The 16,992-nt window shown below is 48.5% G+C and carries 12 protein-coding genes and 17 tRNA genes; 6 read left to right on the top strand and 23 right to left on the bottom strand.

What is annotated here, in order from left to right:
- Positions 1-6: 6 nt before the first annotated feature.
- From flgJ to VFA_RS03465, 4 genes are all read left to right on the top strand, one after another.
- On the top strand, positions 7-948 hold the full coding sequence (flgJ, locus tag VFA_RS03480; protein WP_004724783.1) for a flagellar assembly peptidoglycan hydrolase FlgJ: 942 nt from the start codon (positions 7-9) through the stop codon (positions 946-948).
- A 167-nt stretch (positions 949-1,115) separates the two neighbouring features.
- Entirely contained in the window at positions 1,116-3,050 is a 1,935-nt protein-coding gene (flgK, locus tag VFA_RS03475; protein WP_038150818.1) for a flagellar hook-associated protein FlgK, read from the top strand.
- 13 nt (positions 3,051-3,063) lie between these two features.
- A complete protein-coding gene (gene flgL / locus VFA_RS03470) occupies positions 3,064-4,257 on the top strand; it encodes a flagellar hook-associated protein FlgL (RefSeq protein WP_004724779.1) in 1,194 nt (397 codons plus the stop codon).
- Between the two features lie 396 nt (positions 4,258-4,653).
- Positions 4,654-5,793 (top strand): flagellin, encoded by a 1,140-nt coding sequence (locus tag VFA_RS03465; protein WP_004724776.1) that lies wholly within the window; start codon positions 4,654-4,656, stop codon positions 5,791-5,793.
- 571 nt (positions 5,794-6,364) lie between these two features.
- Here the strand turns inward: VFA_RS03465 and VFA_RS23750 are convergent.
- Positions 6,365-6,736, bottom strand: a complete 372-nt coding sequence (locus VFA_RS23750) for a hypothetical protein (protein WP_140209445.1) — start codon at positions 6,734-6,736, stop codon at positions 6,365-6,367.
- 839 nt (positions 6,737-7,575) lie between these two features.
- On the opposite strand from VFA_RS23750, the gene VFA_RS03460 reads away from it, so the two are divergent.
- Entirely contained in the window at positions 7,576-8,709 is a 1,134-nt protein-coding gene (locus tag VFA_RS03460; RefSeq protein ID WP_004724775.1) for a flagellin, read from the top strand.
- Between the two features lie 188 nt (positions 8,710-8,897).
- Here the strand turns inward: VFA_RS03460 and VFA_RS03455 are convergent.
- From VFA_RS03455 to lolB, 22 genes are all read right to left on the bottom strand, one after another.
- Positions 8,898-8,982: transfer RNA gene (locus tag VFA_RS03455), tRNA-Leu, on the bottom strand.
- Between the two features lie 46 nt (positions 8,983-9,028).
- Positions 9,029-9,103: transfer RNA gene (locus VFA_RS03450), tRNA-Gln, on the bottom strand.
- 15 nt (positions 9,104-9,118) lie between these two features.
- Positions 9,119-9,205: transfer RNA gene (locus VFA_RS03445), tRNA-Leu, on the bottom strand.
- Positions 9,206-9,329: 124 nt separating this feature from the next.
- Positions 9,330-9,414, bottom strand: a tRNA-Leu gene (locus tag VFA_RS03440).
- A 50-nt stretch (positions 9,415-9,464) separates the two neighbouring features.
- Positions 9,465-9,541, bottom strand: a tRNA-Met gene (locus VFA_RS03435).
- 36 nt (positions 9,542-9,577) lie between these two features.
- Positions 9,578-9,662, bottom strand: a tRNA-Leu gene (locus VFA_RS03430).
- A gap of 49 nt (positions 9,663-9,711) precedes the next feature.
- Positions 9,712-9,786 (bottom strand) — tRNA-Gln (locus tag VFA_RS03425).
- A 16-nt stretch (positions 9,787-9,802) separates the two neighbouring features.
- A tRNA-Leu gene (locus tag VFA_RS03420) sits at positions 9,803-9,889 on the bottom strand.
- A 41-nt stretch (positions 9,890-9,930) separates the two neighbouring features.
- Positions 9,931-10,005, bottom strand: a tRNA-Gln gene (locus VFA_RS03415).
- A 27-nt stretch (positions 10,006-10,032) separates the two neighbouring features.
- Positions 10,033-10,117: transfer RNA gene (locus tag VFA_RS03410), tRNA-Leu, on the bottom strand.
- Positions 10,118-10,145: 28 nt separating this feature from the next.
- A tRNA-Leu gene (locus VFA_RS03405) sits at positions 10,146-10,230 on the bottom strand.
- A 46-nt stretch (positions 10,231-10,276) separates the two neighbouring features.
- Positions 10,277-10,353: transfer RNA gene (locus VFA_RS03400), tRNA-Met, on the bottom strand.
- Between the two features lie 82 nt (positions 10,354-10,435).
- Positions 10,436-10,510 (bottom strand) — tRNA-Gln (locus tag VFA_RS03395).
- 16 nt (positions 10,511-10,526) lie between these two features.
- A tRNA-Leu gene (locus tag VFA_RS03390) sits at positions 10,527-10,613 on the bottom strand.
- Between the two features lie 41 nt (positions 10,614-10,654).
- Positions 10,655-10,729 (bottom strand) — tRNA-Gln (locus VFA_RS03385).
- Positions 10,730-10,756: 27 nt separating this feature from the next.
- A tRNA-Leu gene (locus tag VFA_RS03380) sits at positions 10,757-10,841 on the bottom strand.
- Between the two features lie 50 nt (positions 10,842-10,891).
- Positions 10,892-10,968: transfer RNA gene (locus VFA_RS03375), tRNA-Met, on the bottom strand.
- Between the two features lie 279 nt (positions 10,969-11,247).
- On the bottom strand, positions 11,248-12,339 hold the full coding sequence (gene ychF, locus VFA_RS03370; protein ID WP_004724772.1) for a redox-regulated ATPase YchF: 1,092 nt from the start codon (positions 12,337-12,339) through the stop codon (positions 11,248-11,250).
- 10 nt (positions 12,340-12,349) lie between these two features.
- Entirely contained in the window at positions 12,350-12,940 is a 591-nt protein-coding gene (pth, locus tag VFA_RS03365) for an aminoacyl-tRNA hydrolase (protein WP_004724770.1), read from the bottom strand.
- Between the two features lie 152 nt (positions 12,941-13,092).
- The gene (locus tag VFA_RS03360) at positions 13,093-14,037 is read right to left on the bottom strand and encodes a ribose-phosphate pyrophosphokinase (protein ID WP_004724767.1); all 945 of its coding nucleotides are present in this window, start codon (positions 14,035-14,037) and stop codon (positions 13,093-13,095) included.
- 29 nt (positions 14,038-14,066) lie between these two features.
- Positions 14,067-14,954: a 4-(cytidine 5'-diphospho)-2-C-methyl-D-erythritol kinase gene (gene ispE / locus VFA_RS03355; RefSeq protein ID WP_004724765.1), complete on the bottom strand. Its 888-nt coding sequence runs from the start codon at positions 14,952-14,954 to the stop codon at positions 14,067-14,069.
- On the bottom strand, positions 14,951-15,565 hold the full coding sequence (lolB, locus tag VFA_RS03350) for a lipoprotein insertase outer membrane protein LolB (protein ID WP_004724764.1): 615 nt from the start codon (positions 15,563-15,565) through the stop codon (positions 14,951-14,953). Before lolB ends, ispE begins: the two co-directional genes overlap by 4 nt.
- Before the next feature lie 163 nt (positions 15,566-15,728).
- Between lolB and hemA the strand changes: the two genes are divergently transcribed.
- Positions 15,729-16,988 (top strand): glutamyl-tRNA reductase, encoded by a 1,260-nt coding sequence (hemA, locus tag VFA_RS03345; RefSeq protein ID WP_004724762.1) that lies wholly within the window; start codon positions 15,729-15,731, stop codon positions 16,986-16,988.
- The last annotated feature ends 4 nt before the right edge of the window (positions 16,989-16,992 follow it).

Raw genomic sequence — 16,992 nt, 5'->3', positions numbered from 1 at the left:
TGCGGCATGGTTAATAATCCCAACGATATTGGCTTTATTCACGACATTGCCAGCCTTGATTCGCTGCGTAAGCAGGCGGTCACTGGGGATGAAAAGTCAGAAAAAGAAGCTTTGACGGCGGCAGCGCGTCAGTTTGAGTCGATCTTCACCACCATGATGTTGAAATCGATGCGTGATGCGAACGCGAGCTTTAAGTCCGACATGTTCAATAGCCAAAATGAAGATTTCTATCGTCAGATGCTTGATGAGCAAATGACCAGTCAACTCAGTGCGTCGGGCTCCCTCGGTTTGGCCGATATGATTGTGGCGCAGCTGTCAGCAGCAGAGCAGTCCAACACGACGGGTGAAGATAACTTCCAAGAAGCGATGCGCCGTGTGGAACGTTCTCGTGACGTCGCGGCAAATCAACCGGCAACGGATGCGGCAACGCCAATGGTCAATGCTGCAAATGCCGTTGAGGCGCCAGTGGCAAGCGGCTCGTTTGAATCGCCACGCTCTTTTGTCGCCTCACTCAAACCGTTTGCCGATAAAGCGGCAAAAGCGCTGGGTGTCGACTCCACCTTGTTGCTTGCGCAAGCGGCACTGGAAACCGGCTGGGGACAGAAAGTGGTGAAAAACGCGCGCGGCAGCAGCAATAACCTGTTTAACATCAAGGCCGATCGCAGCTGGCATGGCGCAAAAGTGGCGACGCAAACGCTGGAATACCAAGATCAGACACCGGTCATGGAAAAAGCAGCGTTCCGCTCTTACACCAATTATCAGGACAGCTTTAACGACTATGTGCGCTTCCTGTCGAGCAATCCGCGTTATACCACTGCACTGCGTCATAACGGCAGTGATGAAGATTTCATTCGCGGCATTCATCAGGCCGGTTATGCGACCGACCCACAATACGCCGACAAAGTCCTACGGGTGAAAGCCCAAATCGAACAGATGGACGAACTGTAATCCCTTGCCTCAGTCGACCCTTGTGGTCGGCTGATTGGTTTTCCTTTCAGCACGAACTTCCTTAATTTTCCTCACCTTACAACGTAAATTCTTATTTGGCACACATATTGCTTTATTGAACCTAGGGGCCGGTTTTATCGGCGATTTACTCGGTTTTTGGGGGCATTATGGCGTCTGATCTTCTGAATGTTGGTGCGCAAAGCGTATTGACGGCTCAGAGACAACTCAACACCACTGGTCATAACATTTCTAATGTTAATACAGAGGGTTACAGCCGTCAGTCTGTGATCCAAGGGACCAATATGCCTCGCCAATACGGTGGCGAAACCTACGGCATGGGCGTACATGTGGAAAATGTTCGCCGCTCGTGGGACCAGTTTGCCGTTAAAGAGCTGAACCTTGCCACCACCGATTATTCGTTCAAGCGCGATAACGAAGAAAACCTCGACATGCTGTCAAAACTGCTGTCGTCGGTGGCCTCGAAAAAGATTCCAGAGAACCTCAATGAATGGTTCGATTCAGTGAAAACGCTGGCCGACACGCCCAATGATGTCGGTGCGCGTAAAGTCGTGTTGGAAAAAGCGGGGCTGATTAGCCAGAACATGAACGATTTTCACGAAACCGTGCGCCGTCAGTTTGATGTGACCAACAAAGGTCTCGATGTCGGCATTGAACGCATCAACCAATTGGCGGTTGAAATTCGTGACTTGCAGCGCTTGATGATGCGCACCCCAGGCCCACACAACGATTTAATGGACCAGCACGAAAAGCTGGTGGCTGAGCTGTCTCAATACACCAAAGTGACGGTCACGCCGCGTAAAAACGCCGAAGGCTTCAACATTCACATCGGAAACGGTCACACCTTGGTGTCTGGCACTGAAGCCAGCCAACTGAAAATGATCGACGGTTATCCAGATGTGCATCAACGCCGTCTGGCGATGGTGGAAGGCAAAGCATTAAAACCGATTACCGCGCGCGATATTGGCGGCAAAATTGGTGCCTTGATGGACATGCGTGACAAACACATTCCCGGATTGCTGGACGAAATCGGCCGCTTGGCCACCTCGTTCTCGTATGAAGTCAACCGGTTGCAACACCAAGGGCTTGATCTGCGCGGGGACATTGGTGCGGATATTTTTACCGACGTGAACTCAGAGCGTGTGGCACGCTCTCGCGTGGTGACGGCAAGCAATTCTGACGCGGATTTGGCGGTTTATATTCAAGACGTCAGCCAGCTGAAAGGGGGTGAGTATTCACTGACCTATAATGGCGACGACTACATCATGACCATGCCGAACGGCGAGCAAAGCAAAGTGTCGGTGGTGCGTGGTCACATCGACATCGATGGCATGCGCATCCAAATCAATAACGAGCCGCGATCTGGTGAGCGCGTGATCATTCGCCCAACGCGTGATGGAGCGGCCAACATGCGCATGGCGATTGATGATGCGTCAAAAATTGCCGCCCAGAGTTACGAAGCATCCACTGCATTTGCCCAAGGCAGTGCCACATTCCACATCGACCAAGCGGGCGATGTGAAAGAGTTTGAAGCCTACGTGGTGCCGGTGAAAGACAGCGACGGCAATCCAACCGGCAACATGCAGGTTCGCGTGCAAGATAAAAGCGGCAAAGTGCTGCTCACGCAACCTTACGCGTTTGAGGACAATCAAGAAGAGCTGACGCTAGAAATTCCTAAGCAGGACAGCGACGGCAAATCGACCATTTTTACCTTGTCGCGTGGTGCGATTGCCGATGATAAGTTCACGGCAAACCTTGTCCCCTCTGACGGTGACAACGGCAACTTGCGCAAAATGATCAATGTACAAAGCAATAAGACGGTCGATGACAAGAAATCGACCATCATCGAGCTGTATCACAACTTGAACACGGACTTTGGTTTGAAGCTCTCCACCGCATCGCGTTTGACGGATGTGGCGCGTTTGGAGAAAGAGTCGGCTGAATCTCGTATCGCGTCGGTGTCTGGGGTGAACCTCGATGAAGAAGCGGCGAATATGATGAAATTCCAGCAAGCGTACATGGCTTCGTCGCGCATCATTCAAGCGGCGAACGATACCTTTAATACCATTCTGGCATTGCGATAGGGGAGGCCGATAAATGTTTAATCGTATTTCTAGCTTCCATAACTATCAGGCTGTGCAAAATGATTTGCGCCGTCAGGAATCGAAAATTCACCACAACCAGGCGCAATTGGCGTCAGGTAAGAAATTATTGTCGGCGGCGGATAACCCGTTGGCGACGCATTACATTCAAAATGTGTCTCAGCAGCAAGAGCAACTGCGTCAATATATGGATGCCATCGTGCTGGTGCGTAACCGTCTGGAACACCAAGAAGTGATTGTGTCGAGCGCCGAAGATTTTACCGACAAAGCCAAACGCAACGTCATGGAAATGATCAACGGTTCATTGTCGCCAGAAGATCGCGCCGCTCGCGCGCGTGAACTAGAAGAGATTGCCAATAACTTTCTCAACCTGGCTAATGTGCAAGATGAGTCGGGCAACTATATTTTTGCCGGCACCAAACCGACCACACAGCCGTTCTTTCGTGATAACGCGGGCAATGTCTCGTACGGCGGTGATGATTACCAACGCAAGATGAAAATCTCCAACAGTTTGGAAATGCCGTTCAACACGCCGGGCAGCAAACTGTTTATGGAAATCGAAAACCCATTTGGCGACTACGAACCGAATTACCAGTTGCGTGAAGGTTCAGAGCTGCTACTTGAGAAAGCCAATAACAGCAATCCTGACGATGATGGTGAGTACAAAGTCACCTTTGTCGACATGACCAACGGTAAGTTTGGCTATCAATTGGAGCGCAATGGGCGCGTGGTGGACACGGATGAATTCAATCCGAAAACCGGCATTCAATATGAAGATTTGACCATTCATGTTAAAGGGCAATTGACCGCGGGCGATGCGATTTCACTGACGCCACGTCAGTCGTTCAGCGTGTTCGATACCTTTAAAGACGCGATCAATTTTTCCAAGGCTTCTGTTTCGGATGCTTCGGCAACGGCGAAGTTGCAACAGATGACGCAAGAATTCCATACCGCCTTTATTCATATGAACAAAGCGCGTACGGATATCGGTGCGCGTTTGAGTACGCTCGATATTCAAGAAGAGCAACATGCAGATTTCAAAATCAGCCTGGCCAAATCGAAAAGCCAGTTTGAAGATCTGGATTATGCCGAAGCGGTGATTGAGTTCAATGAGAACTCGCGTGCGCTGCAGGCATCCCAGCAAGCATTTGGTAAAACCAAAGATTTAACCCTGTTCAACTACATCTAACCTTCAACGCCTTATGTGCCATGCCATAAGTGCGAAGGGAGTTTTGGTTGGACGGTTTTTCGTCGAATGATGGCGGCATTTTAACCGCCGATGACCTTCGACGAAGCGGCAAAAGCGCGGCAAATGCCGATTGCCGCTGATATTTTCTCTGATGATGAAGCGGTTCAGGAGAAATGTTGAATAAGCTAACTGATTGAAAATTAGCATATAAAATTTTTAGAAGCGGTTTTTATAAAGTTGGCACACTAATTGAATTGATAATATCAGAGTTGATACAACCCAGTTTTAAAGACGCCAGGTGGCGTGTTTAGCAAGTTATTCACGGTCAGTGCTTCCAAGAGAGAGTAAAGCTGACCGCTTCGCAAAAAGCTTGCGAACTCGATAGGAGAGCAAACTATGACCATTAACGTAAATACCAACGTGTCGGCAATGACCGCTCAACGTTATCTGAACAAGGCATCTAACGAGCTAAACACCTCGATGGAACGTCTGTCTTCAGGTAACCGCATTAACAGTGCGAAAGATGATGCGGCAGGCCTTCAGATCTCAAACCGTCTGACCGCGCAATCTCGCGGCCTGGATGTGGCCATGCGAAACGCCAACGATGGTATTTCGATTGCGCAGACTGCGGAAGGGGCGATGAACGAGTCGACCAGCATTCTGCAACGTATGCGTGACTTGTCACTGCAATCAGCGAACGGCACCAACTCAGCATCAGAGCGTAAAGCCCTGAACGAAGAAGTGACCGCGCTGCAAGATGAACTGAACCGTATCGCTGAAACCACATCATTTGGTGGTCGTAAGCTACTGAACGGCTCATTCGGTGAAGCGTCATTCCAAATCGGTGCGAGTTCAGGTGAAGCGATCATCATGGGCCTGACCAGCATTCGTGCGGATGACCATCGCATGGGCGGCATGTCTTTCGTGTCTGAGCAAGGTAAAGATAAAAACTGGGGTGTGCCAGACAATGCGCGCGACCTGAAGTTTGAATTCACCGGCAAAGATGGCGAGCCAGTCACGCTGAATATCAACGCGAAAACTGGCGACGACATCGAAGAGTTGGCGACGTACATCAATGGTCAAACAGACATCTTTAAAGCGTCTGTGGATCAAGATGGCAAGCTACAGATTTTCATTGCACAACCTGAGCTGGCAGAAGATTTCAGCATCTCCGGCGGGTTGGCATCTCAACTGGGCCTCAATACGGACAACGGTCAATACACCACCGTTCAAGATATTGATGTCAATACCGTGGGTGGTTCACAAAATGCGGTCGGCATCATCGACGCTGCATTGAAATACGTGGATTCACAACGTGCAGATCTGGGTGCGAAACAAAACCGTTTGAGCCACAGCATCAGCAACTTGGCGAACATCCAAGAAAACGTGGAATCATCGAAGAGCCGTATCAAAGATACAGACTTTGCGAAAGAAACCACACAGTTGACGAAGTCACAAATTCTGCAACAGGCAGGGACATCGATTCTTGCCCAAGCAAAACAGTTGCCAAACTCTGCAATTTCACTATTGCAGTAGTCCTGGGGTCCTTCATTAATCAGCTCAGACGTGAGTATATAGTGAAGGTACCTTGGCAAAGTATGATTGTTGATGATCAAAAAGCTCTCTCAAACTAACCCTGCTTTTTGATTCTGAATGGTCATGCTCATATGGTCAGCCACTTGTGTTCATTTCTCGTGATCTCCACATTGGCGATGGCTACTACCTAGCCCCGGTTCTCTCAAAGGAAAGGGGCTTTTCTTTTGCCTGCCATTTCCCATTCATCTCCTATATCTCTCACATCAATAACATCATTTTTTGTATCGATAATATTTGATTAATTTTGTGTGCTGATTGGTTCTCATCGATTGTAGTCCTTACGCTGATATAACGTAGACGTGAATATACCGGATTGTATATAACATAAAGAAATCCGGTATATATGAGTTGATAATGAATATTAATTAAATGCAATCACCTAGTAAATAATAAATTATTCTTTGTTGAGACACGCTAAGTTAAGTGTAATAAATAAAAGTAAAACGTTTCAATCTGGAGTGTAAATGTTCATATCGCAGATATGCATATTAATGCACTCCCTATATGTTGACTAATTAACGGTTAGCAATGCTGGGGCGTTTGATTTTTTTCTAATCGGTGTGCCTTGTAAAGTTATGCGTTCAAAGGGGCCAATAGGTGTCCAAAAAAAACCAGATGATATTTCTGGATTAATAATGTCATCTGCACCGGTTTCTTTTAGCAGTGCCGCTCTAGCTTTTCTTTCTCTACTTGTGTGGCCTATTGGTATGATGTCTAAAAGCGTGAAATGATAGGATGATTTTTTGGCGATAGGCAGAGCTTCATAGCCATCTGGGACTTGTGTTTCTAGATTTGTAATTCTCATTGGCGCAGAGCTGCAACCACTGACGGTAACTGCTGCAATTGCAAGTAGTATTGAAGGTTTAAAACGAATGTGTTTCATTGCTTTCTAAAGATATATTGATGATAAGAAATAGCATACTAGCTTTCGGTTCACTATGTTTTTTTGATGTGTATCAATGGTTTTTATGTAAGGAAAAATTACTTTATTTGGCATGCGCAATTTAGGATGGTATTTAATTCGACATATCTAGGGTTTTTATTGTTCGTATTTTATCAAAGTAATATATTTGAAAATGTTATATCAGTATATAAACAGAGTTTAATTTAAATGTTTCTAATTTAAATTAATGTCTTTTTTGGATGTTATCGCTAACGGGTTGTGTGTTGCTGTTTGTACTTAGATCTATTTGGGTTATTGATCAGTAATCTAATTTTAACTGAGTCTCATATAAATCAATGTTGATTTCACTTACACAAAATTCCAACGAAAGTTCAGAGAACGATAAACTTGAGTGTTGTGTGACTTTCCAAGAAACTGCGCGATATTCAATCCATTCTAAGACAAGAGTAACGTATGCATTAAAGCTTTCCTTAACCCATCTCCTTTCCGATTCTCGGGTTCGTTTCCTGTGGCATTTTCATCTTTTCTTTCTCTCTGATCGACGATGGTCGTCGGGGGGATTGATACGCAGTCGATTGCACTCGTCCGGAGTGGTGAATTCTTTAGCGCTTTTTTCGTATTTCATGATGTTTTGCGCCTTCAATCTCAAACTTCGCCTCAATGGCGTCTTTTTCTACAGAAAACCATTTTTTCTCTAAAGGAATAGCTCAGCAAGTCGCTAATAGAGATAACTTTGAGAGAACTACTTGGTTTTCCGAGACGTCGGAAGCCGTTCGTGAAGTTCCGCTACGTCTGAAAATCAAATAGGAGACACCATTATGGCGGTTAATGTAAATACCAACGTGTCAGCAATGACAGCCCAACGTTACCTGAATAGTGCTACCGGCGCGCAACAATCGTCGATGGAACGCTTGTCCTCAGGTTTTCGTATCAACAGTGCAAAAGATGATGCAGCGGGTCTGCAAATCTCCAACCGACTGAACGTGCAAAGCCGTGGTCTGGATGTCGCTGTACGCAACGCAAATGACGGTATCTCTATCGCTCAAACTGCGGAAGGTGCAATGAATGAAACCACCAACATTCTGCAACGTATGCGTGACTTGTCACTGCAATCGTCTAACGGTTCGAACTCAAAAGCGGAACGTGTTGCGATTCAGGAAGAAGTGACTGCATTGAACGATGAATTGAATCGTATCGCAGAAACCACGTCATTTGGTGGCAATAAGCTGTTGAACGGTACGTTCGCAACCAAATCGTTCCAGATCGGTGCGGACAACGGTGAAGCGGTGATGCTGAGCCTCAACAACATGCGCAGCGACAACCGCATGATGGGCGGCACTAGCTACAAAGCGGAAAATGGGAAAGATAAAGATTGGAGCGTTCAATCTGGCGCAAACGATCTGACCATTACGCTCAATGACAAGCTTGATGGCGAAAAAACGATTCAAATCAATGCGAAAGCAGGCGATGATATCGAAGAGCTGGCCACTTACATCAATGGTCAAACCGATATGATCAAAGCCTCTGTGGATCAAGAAGGCAAACTGCAACTGTTCACCGACAACAACAAAGTCGATGGTGAGGTGTCGTTTGGCGGTAGCTTGGCCGGTGAGCTGGGCATTCAGGAAGGCAAAGGCGTAACGGTCGATACCATTGACGTCACTTCTGTGGGTGGCGCGCAACAATCTGTTGCTGTGGTCGATGCCGCGCTGAAGTTCGTTGATAGCCACCGTGCGGAATTGGGTGCATTCCAAAACCGTTTCAACCACGCGGTCAACAACTTAGACAACATCAACGAAAACGTGAATGCGTCGAAGAGCCGTATCAAAGATACCGACTTTGCGAAAGAAACAACGGCACTGACCAAGTCTCAGATCTTGGGTCAAGCTTCTAGCTCTGTCTTGGCACAAGCGAAACAGGCGCCTCAGGCGGCACTCGCTCTGCTTGGTTAAGCGAATACAAATCAGCATGACGTGCAAAAATCCAGCTTCGGCTGGATTTTTTTATGCGTTGGATCGTAACCGTCTGTTTTATAAATCAAGGTCAAGAAGGGGCAAAACAACAGAGGGAACTGGCGATTTGCGTCAGAAACGCAATAGCCAGATAAAACAAAACCCAGCCGAAGCTGGGTTTGTCTATATGGTGCGGAAGAAGAGACTTGAACTCTTACACCTTGCGGCGCCAGAACCTAAATCTGGTGCGTCTACCAATTTCGCCACTTCCGCATGTTTTGTGGATAACCCGACTTGGTATATCGAATCATCGTTGTAATGGCAGGTCTACCTGGATTCGAACCAGGGAATGGCGGCATCAAAAGCCGCTGCCTTACCGCTTGGCGATAGACCTACAAGATACTGAATTTGGTGCGGAGGGAGGGACTTGAACCCTCACGTCCTAACGGACACTAGCACCTGAAGCTAGCGCGTCTACCAATTCCGCCACCACCGCAAATTCAGTTATTTGTCTTTTCAGCTATCTTTACTGACAAGTCGTGCTGGATTATAACCACAACAGGCAACATTGTCATACAGCTTTTTGATTATGCTAAGAAAACTTAGCTCATCATCAAATATGGTGCGGAAGGAGAGACTTGAACTCTCACACCTTGCGGCGCCAGAACCTAAATCTGGTGCGTCTACCAATTTCGCCACTTCCGCGTTGTTTCCTAAAGACTCTGTCATGTTGACATGCAAAAGTACTTAGGAAATGGTGGCTACGACGGGATTCGAACCTGTGACCCCATCATTATGAGTGATGTGCTCTAACCAGCTGAGCTACGTAGCCATTTCTATTCTTTCGTTGATTCAACGAGGGAATAGATGGTGCGGAAGGAGAGACTTGAACTCTCACACCTTGCGGCGCCAGAACCTAAATCTGGTGCGTCTACCAATTTCGCCACTTCCGCATCATATTTTATAGATAACCCGATTTGGTATATCGAATCATCGTTGTAATGGCAGGTCTACCTGGATTCGAACCAGGGAATGGCGGCATCAAAAGCCGCTGCCTTACCGCTTGGCGATAGACCTACAAATCTACTGAATTTGGTGCGGAGGGAGGGACTTGAACCCTCACGTCCTAACGGACACTAGCACCTGAAGCTAGCGCGTCTACCAATTCCGCCACCACCGCAAATTCAGTATGTGTCTGATAACCTCAGACAAGGTGTAATATGGCAGGTCTACCTGGATTCGAACCAGGGAATGGCGGCATCAAAAGCCGCTGCCTTACCGCTTGGCGATAGACCTACAGCGATAACTTTCGTTATCTAAATATGGTGCGGAAGAAGAGACTTGAACTCTTACACCTTGCGGCGCCAGAACCTAAATCTGGTGCGTCTACCAATTTCGCCACTTCCGCAGAAATAGTATTTAGAATATCGGGATGATGGTGCGGAAGGAGAGACTTGAACTCTCACACCTTACGGCGCCAGAACCTAAATCTGGTGCGTCTACCAATTTCGCCACTTCCGCGTCCCGGTATTCAAAGTCACAACATCACTTGTTAACTTGAAATAAGTGGTGGCTACGACGGGATTCGAACCTGTGACCCCATCATTATGAGTGATGTGCTCTAACCAGCTGAGCTACGTAGCCATCTTTTCAGAGCGAGAAACTATAATACAATCTCGTCTGCAGTTCCAATAGTTTTTACATCATATTGAAACTTAAAGAATTATGGCAGGTCTACCTGGATTCGAACCAGGGAATGGCGGCATCAAAAGCCGCTGCCTTACCGCTTGGCGATAGACCTACAAATCTACTGAATTTGGTGCGGAGGGAGGGACTTGAACCCTCACGTCCTAACGGACACTAGCACCTGAAGCTAGCGCGTCTACCAATTCCGCCACCACCGCAAATTCAGTATGTGTCTGATAACCTCAGACAAGGTGTAATATGGCAGGTCTACCTGGATTCGAACCAGGGAATGGCGGCATCAAAAGCCGCTGCCTTACCGCTTGGCGATAGACCTACAGCGATAACTTTCGTTATCTAAATATGGTGCGGAAGGAGAGACTTGAACTCTCACACCTTGCGGCGCCAGAACCTAAATCTGGTGCGTCTACCAATTTCGCCACTTCCGCGTTGTTTCCTAAAGACTCTGTCATGTTGCCATGTAAAAGTACTTAGGAAATGGTGGCTACGACGGGATTCGAACCTGTGACCCCATCATTATGAGTGATGTGCTCTAACCAGCTGAGCTACGTAGCCAACAATTTTTGTTGCTCGCTTCAAAGTTGCCTTATCGCCGAGAACGGTGCGCATTATGCGGATATGGCTTAGGAGCGTCAACAGTTTTTTTGAATAAATTCCCCGAAACTGACCGTTCGACTTTTTTTTAAACAAAGAGGCGTGTTTGTGATCCAAAACCGCTACCAAAACAACAGATTCATTACCTTTATCCGGTGTTGATTATGCAAATTTCTCGCATTTGAAAACAACAAAAGCCAACCCTGAGGTTGGCTTTTGAACAATCGAATCAGAACAGACTTAAACGTTGAAACGGAAGTGAATCACATCGCCATCTTTTACGATGTAATCTTTGCCTTCAAGACGCCATTTACCAGCTTCTTTCGCGCCACTTTCACCGTTGTACTGAATGAAATCGTCGTAACCGATCACTTCGGCACGGATGAAGCCGCGTTCGAAGTCGGTGTGGATTTTACCAGCCGATTGCGGCGCGGTTGCACCTATTGGAATGGTCCATGCACGTACTTCTTTAACACCTGCGGTGAAGTAAGTGTGCAGGCTCAGCAGATCGTAGCCAGAACGGATCACGCGGTTCAGGCCCGGTTCTTCGATGCCCAGATCGGCCAAGAACTCATCGCGCTCGTCTTCTTCAAGTTCAGACAGTTCAGATTCAATCGCGGCGCACACAGGAACAACCACGTTGTTCTCTTTTGCTGCGAACTCGCGTACTGCATCGAGGTATGGGTTGTCGTCAAAACCATCTTCGGCCACGTTTGCAATGTACATGGTTGGTTTGAGCGTCAGGAAGTTCAGGTAGCCAACTGCTGCCAGTTCTTCTTTCGACAAATTCACAGTACGTGCAGAACCACCTTCCGTGAGTACGGGCAGCAATTTTTCTAGCACGGTCAGTTCAAATTTTGCGTCTTTATCGCCGCCTTTTGCGCGTTTTGCTTGGCGTTGAATGGCGCGTTCACAGCTATCAAGGTCAGCCAGAGCCAGCTCCAGGTTGATCACTTCGATGTCTTCAATCGGGGAGACTTTACCGGCAACGTGCACGATGTTTTCGTTTTCAAAACAACGCACGACGTGACCAATTGCATCGGTTTCACGAATGTTCGCCAGGAATTTGTTGCCTAGGCCTTCACCTTTTGATGCGCCAGCAACCAAGCCTGCGATATCCACGAATTCCATCGTGGTTGGCAGAACGCGCTCAGGATTGACGATGTTTGCCAGTGCGTCCAAACGCAGATCCGGCACTGGTACGACACCAGTGTTTGGTTCGATAGTACAAAACGGGAAGTTTGCCGCTTCGATACCTGCTTTAGTGAGTGCATTAAAAAGTGTTGATTTGCCAACGTTTGGAAGACCAACGATGCCACATTTAAAACCCATGACTGTAACCTTATTCAGCTTTGAACGTGTGTAAGCGGTTTTGCGCTTTGGTGAGGCCATCTTTAAATAAGATGTCGAGGCAGCGAACGGATTCATCTACCACGGCATCCAGACACTCCTGCTCTTTGGCGGGAGCTTTGCCTAACACATAGCCTGCTACTTTATCTTTGTGTCCCGGATGGCCGATGCCAATCCGCAGACGGTAAAATTCTTTGTTGTTGCCCAGTTTGCTGATGGTGTCTTTGAGGCCATTGTGACCCCCGTGACCGCCACCTTTTTTAAACTTAGCCACCCCCGGAGGGAGATCCAGCTCATCGTGAGCGATCATGATCTCTTCGGGATTGATCTGGTAAAACTTGGCCAATGCGCCAACGGCTTTACCGGATAAATTCATAAACGTGGTGGGGATCAGCAAACGCAGATCGTCGCCGTTGACCATGATACGACCGGTTAAACCAAAGAACTTTGGCTCATTTTTCAGCACCACGTTGTGGATGCGAGCCAGTTCTTCTACGACCCATGCACCAGCATTGTGTCGTGTTTTGGCGTATTCCGGGCCCGGGTTGGCCAGACCGACAAGTAATTTAATGGGTTGACTCAAGGCTAGGATCCCTTCGGAAACGAAAAAGCGCGGTATGATAGCACAGAAAAGACGCGCGGGGCGAGACTCTGCTTTTCTCGTGCGCTGAGAAATAAAAAGCGCCTCATCCGAAGATGAAGCGCCCAATCAGAAGCGGTCTCTGAACAAACGAATTAGTTGAACATTGCAGAGATAGATTCTTCGTTGCTGATACGACGAATCGCTTCAGCCAGCATGGTCGACAACGTCAGTTGAGAAACTTTGCCAGTCGCTGCCATCTCTTTAGACAAGGTGATTGAGTCAGTGACAATCACTTGGTCTAGCACAGAGCTCTTGATGTTTTTCGCTGCGTTACCAGAGAATACCGCGTGAGTCGCGTAAGCAAAAACGCGTTTTGCGCCACGTTCTTTCAGCGCTTCTGCGGCTTTACACAGTGTACCACCGGTGTCGATCATGTCGTCGACGATCACGCAGTCGCGGCCTTCGACGTCACCGATCAGGTTCATCACTTCAGACACGTTTGCACGGGGACGACGTTTGTCGACGATAGCAATGTCGATATCGCCCAGCGCTTTTGCAGTTGCGCGTGCACGAACAACACCACCCAGATCCGGAGAAACCACCACTGGATCTTCCAGATTACGTGCTTTCATGTCTTCCAGTAGAACTGGCGTACCGAAAATGTTATCTACTGGTACGTCGAAGAAGCCTTGAATTTGCTCTGCGTGCAGGTCGATAGTGAGAACGCGGTCAACGCCGACGTTTGAAAGGAAATCTGCAACAACTTTTGCAGTGATTGGCACACGGGACGAGCGCACACGGCGATCTTGACGAGCATAACCAAAGTAAGGGATAACAGCAGTAATACGGCCTGCTGAAGCACGGCGCATCGCATCAATCATAACCACCAACTCCATCAGGTTGTCGTTGGTTGGTGCACAAGTTGATTGAATAATGAATACATCGCTACCACGAACATTTTCATTGATTTGTACTGCGACTTCGCCGTCAGAGAAACGGGAAACAGTCGCATCACCAAGAGAAATGTAGAGACGTTCAGCAATACGTTGGGCTAGTTCGGGTGTGGCGTTACCAGCAAATAGCTTCATATCAGGCACGGTGGAAACCTCAGGGTTGCGTCCAGTTTTTAAATAGATTGGGTGTGGGCCGATTGGTAATCAGCCAGCGTCTCTTTGAGCGGTGAAACATTGCGCCCATGGGCGACAAACGCAGAGACGTTGTCAGGGAGTTCGGCAAGGACAGCTTCCGCTTCTTTCTTGCTCAAAAATTCAGCAAAAACGCAAGATCCCGTCCCGGTCAATCTTGACGGCGCGTATTGTAGCAGCCAAGAAAGTTGCTTATCAACCTCTGGGTAAAGCATTCGGACAATTTTTTCGCAATCGTTTTCGTAACAAGTGTCAAGAAGCGTTGCCAGATCTCGCTTCGCTGTGCTTCTTGTCAGTTGCGGATGGGTGAAGATATCTTTGGTCGCAATCGCCACGTTCGGGCGTACCACCAAATACCATTTTTCATCCACGTCGACGTGCGACAGGCGTTCACCCACGCCTTCGGCAAATGCGGCAAATCCACGCACAAACACCGGCACGTCGGCGCCAAGCGCGAGTCCAATTTGGGCCAGTTCATCATCACTGAGATGGGTTTGCCACAGGTGATTGAGCGCTACCAGTACGGTGGCCGCATTGGATGATCCGCCGCCAATCCCGCCGCCCATCGGCAGCACTTTGTTGAGTTCAATCTTGGCACCAAGCGAACAACCGCTGGCGCGTTGCAGCGCGGTGGCCGCTTTCCAGATCAAATTGTCTTCGGTGGCCACGCCCGGCAATTGCGGCGTCAGCACAATCTCGCTGTTGGTGTGGGCGGTGATGGTGAGTGTGTCGCTGTGGTCAAGGAACTGAAACAGGGTTTGCAGTTCATGGTAGCCATCGGCGCGGCGACCAGTGATGTACAGAAACAGATTGAGTTTGGCCGGAGAAGGCCAAGTGGTCGGCGTATTCAGTATCGGGCCTGGAATCATGGCGTCAGTGTCCAATTGGAAATCACGAGGTTAATCGAGGTTTGGTTTTGAGTCAGTTTGAGCTTATCCGGCAATGGCAGTTGGGTTTGTTGCCATGGGTATTCACGATAGCGGCCGTAATCCACATGCCAGTTGGTGCTGCCCGCGCGCTTGTCTAAGGTCGCGAGGGTGTTGTTCTCGTTCAGCGCGTACGCATCGGCTTGGGACGGCAGGCCGAGGATCCAGTCTTGCAGCAGATCCACCGGGATATCGAGCCCGGTCAGTTGGCGTACCAAAAGCTGTGCGTTGGGGGCGGTATAAACTTGGTTATCATACGTTTCCACGCGCGCGCCTTGCGCGGTCATGGTCAGGTTGAGCACCGTCTGGCCGAGAAAGTTAGTCAGGCGTAACTGACTATTTTGGTTGGATTTTTGCCATTGAAAGTTGAGAGATTGGCGCTGCTCAGGTGAGATGTAACCGATTTTTCCGGCCAGTTTAAATTGCGCGATGCTCGTCAGTCGAGCTTGATGGGATTGCCATTGCACATCGGTAATGGGTTCCGGCACGCTGCTACAGCCAAATAGGGTCATCAGCAGCATCACGATCAGGTAAATACGTGGCTTATGAGTCATAAAAAGTGCTCGTTATTTATCCAGTCAAAACGGTCAAACGGCTTTCACTATATCATTGATATCACGAACTCGGGAAAACAAATCCCGTTGACCCTTTCAATAAACAGGGTCATCAAGTAAAATTCTGCGCCTAGCCCATTTCTTACCAGAGAACCCTCGATAGATGTCCTTGCTTGCTATTGGAATCAATCACAATACGGCTTCGGTTGAATTGCGAGAAAAAGTTGCGTTTGGTCCAGACAAGTTGTCTGACGCCTTGGCGCAGCTATCGGACAGTTCATTTGTCAACGGGAGCGTGATCCTGTCGACGTGTAACCGCACCGAGATTTACTGTGATGTGAAGTCATCGTGCAAGAACAAGGTGATCGAATGGTTGTCGCAGTTCCATCAGGTGAATGCTGAAGATCTCAAACCGAGCCTTTATGTGCATGAAGAGCAGGCGGCGATTCGCCACTTGATGCGCGTTTCATGTGGCTTGGATTCTCTGGTGTTGGGGGAGCCGCAAATTCTGGGACAGGTCAAACAGGCCTACGCCGATTCTCGCGAAAGTCGTTCAGTCGATTCGTCGATGGAAAAGTTATTCCAAAAAGCGTTTTCTGTGGCCAAACGGGTTCGTACTGAAACCGAAATCGGCGGCAGTGCAGTGTCGGTGGCGTATGCCGCTTGCACACTGGCAAAACACATTTTTGAATCACTTTCGGATGCGACGGTGCTCTTGGTTGGGGCCGGTGAAACCATCGAGTTGGTGGCCAAGCACTTGGCCAGCCACAACTGTAAACGCATGATCGTGGCCAACCGCACACGTGAGCGTGCCATGAATTTGGCCGAGCAGTTCAACGCCGAAGTGATTGCACTGAATGAAATTCCCGATTATCTGGCGCATGCCGATATCGTCATCAGTTCAACCGCCAGTCCGCTGCCAATCATTGGTAAAGGCATGGTCGAAACCGCTCTGAAAGCGCGTCGTTATCAGCCGATGTTGCTGGTGGATATCGCGGTGCCGCGCGACATTGAATCACAAGTTGGCGATTTGAACGACGCGTACCTCTATTCAGTGGATGATTTGCAGTCTATCGTCGATAGTAATATTGAGCAGCGTAAGGTCGAAGCGATTCAGGCCGAAGCGATTGTCAGCGAAGAAAGTGCCGCGTTCATGACTTGGATGCGCTCGCTACAAGCGGTCGACAGTATTCGCGACTACCGCAAAGCGGCCAATGACATTCGTGAGGATTTGCTGAGCAAAAGCTTGCAAGCGTTGGCGGCTGGCGGCGATCCGGAAAAACTGCTGATTGAACTGAGCAACAAACTCACCAACAAACTGATCCACACCCCGACGCGTGCGTTGCAAACCGCCGCGGAGCAGGGAGAGCCAGCCAAACTGGCCATTATCAGACAAAGTCTGGGTCTTGATGACCCACAATAAACAC

This window comes from Vibrio furnissii CIP 102972, assembly GCF_000176175.1.
Classification (GTDB): domain Bacteria; phylum Pseudomonadota; class Gammaproteobacteria; order Enterobacterales; family Vibrionaceae; genus Vibrio; species Vibrio furnissii.
Note: the sequence above shows the minus strand (reverse complement) of the source record. Positions and strands in the feature narration are given on the sequence as shown.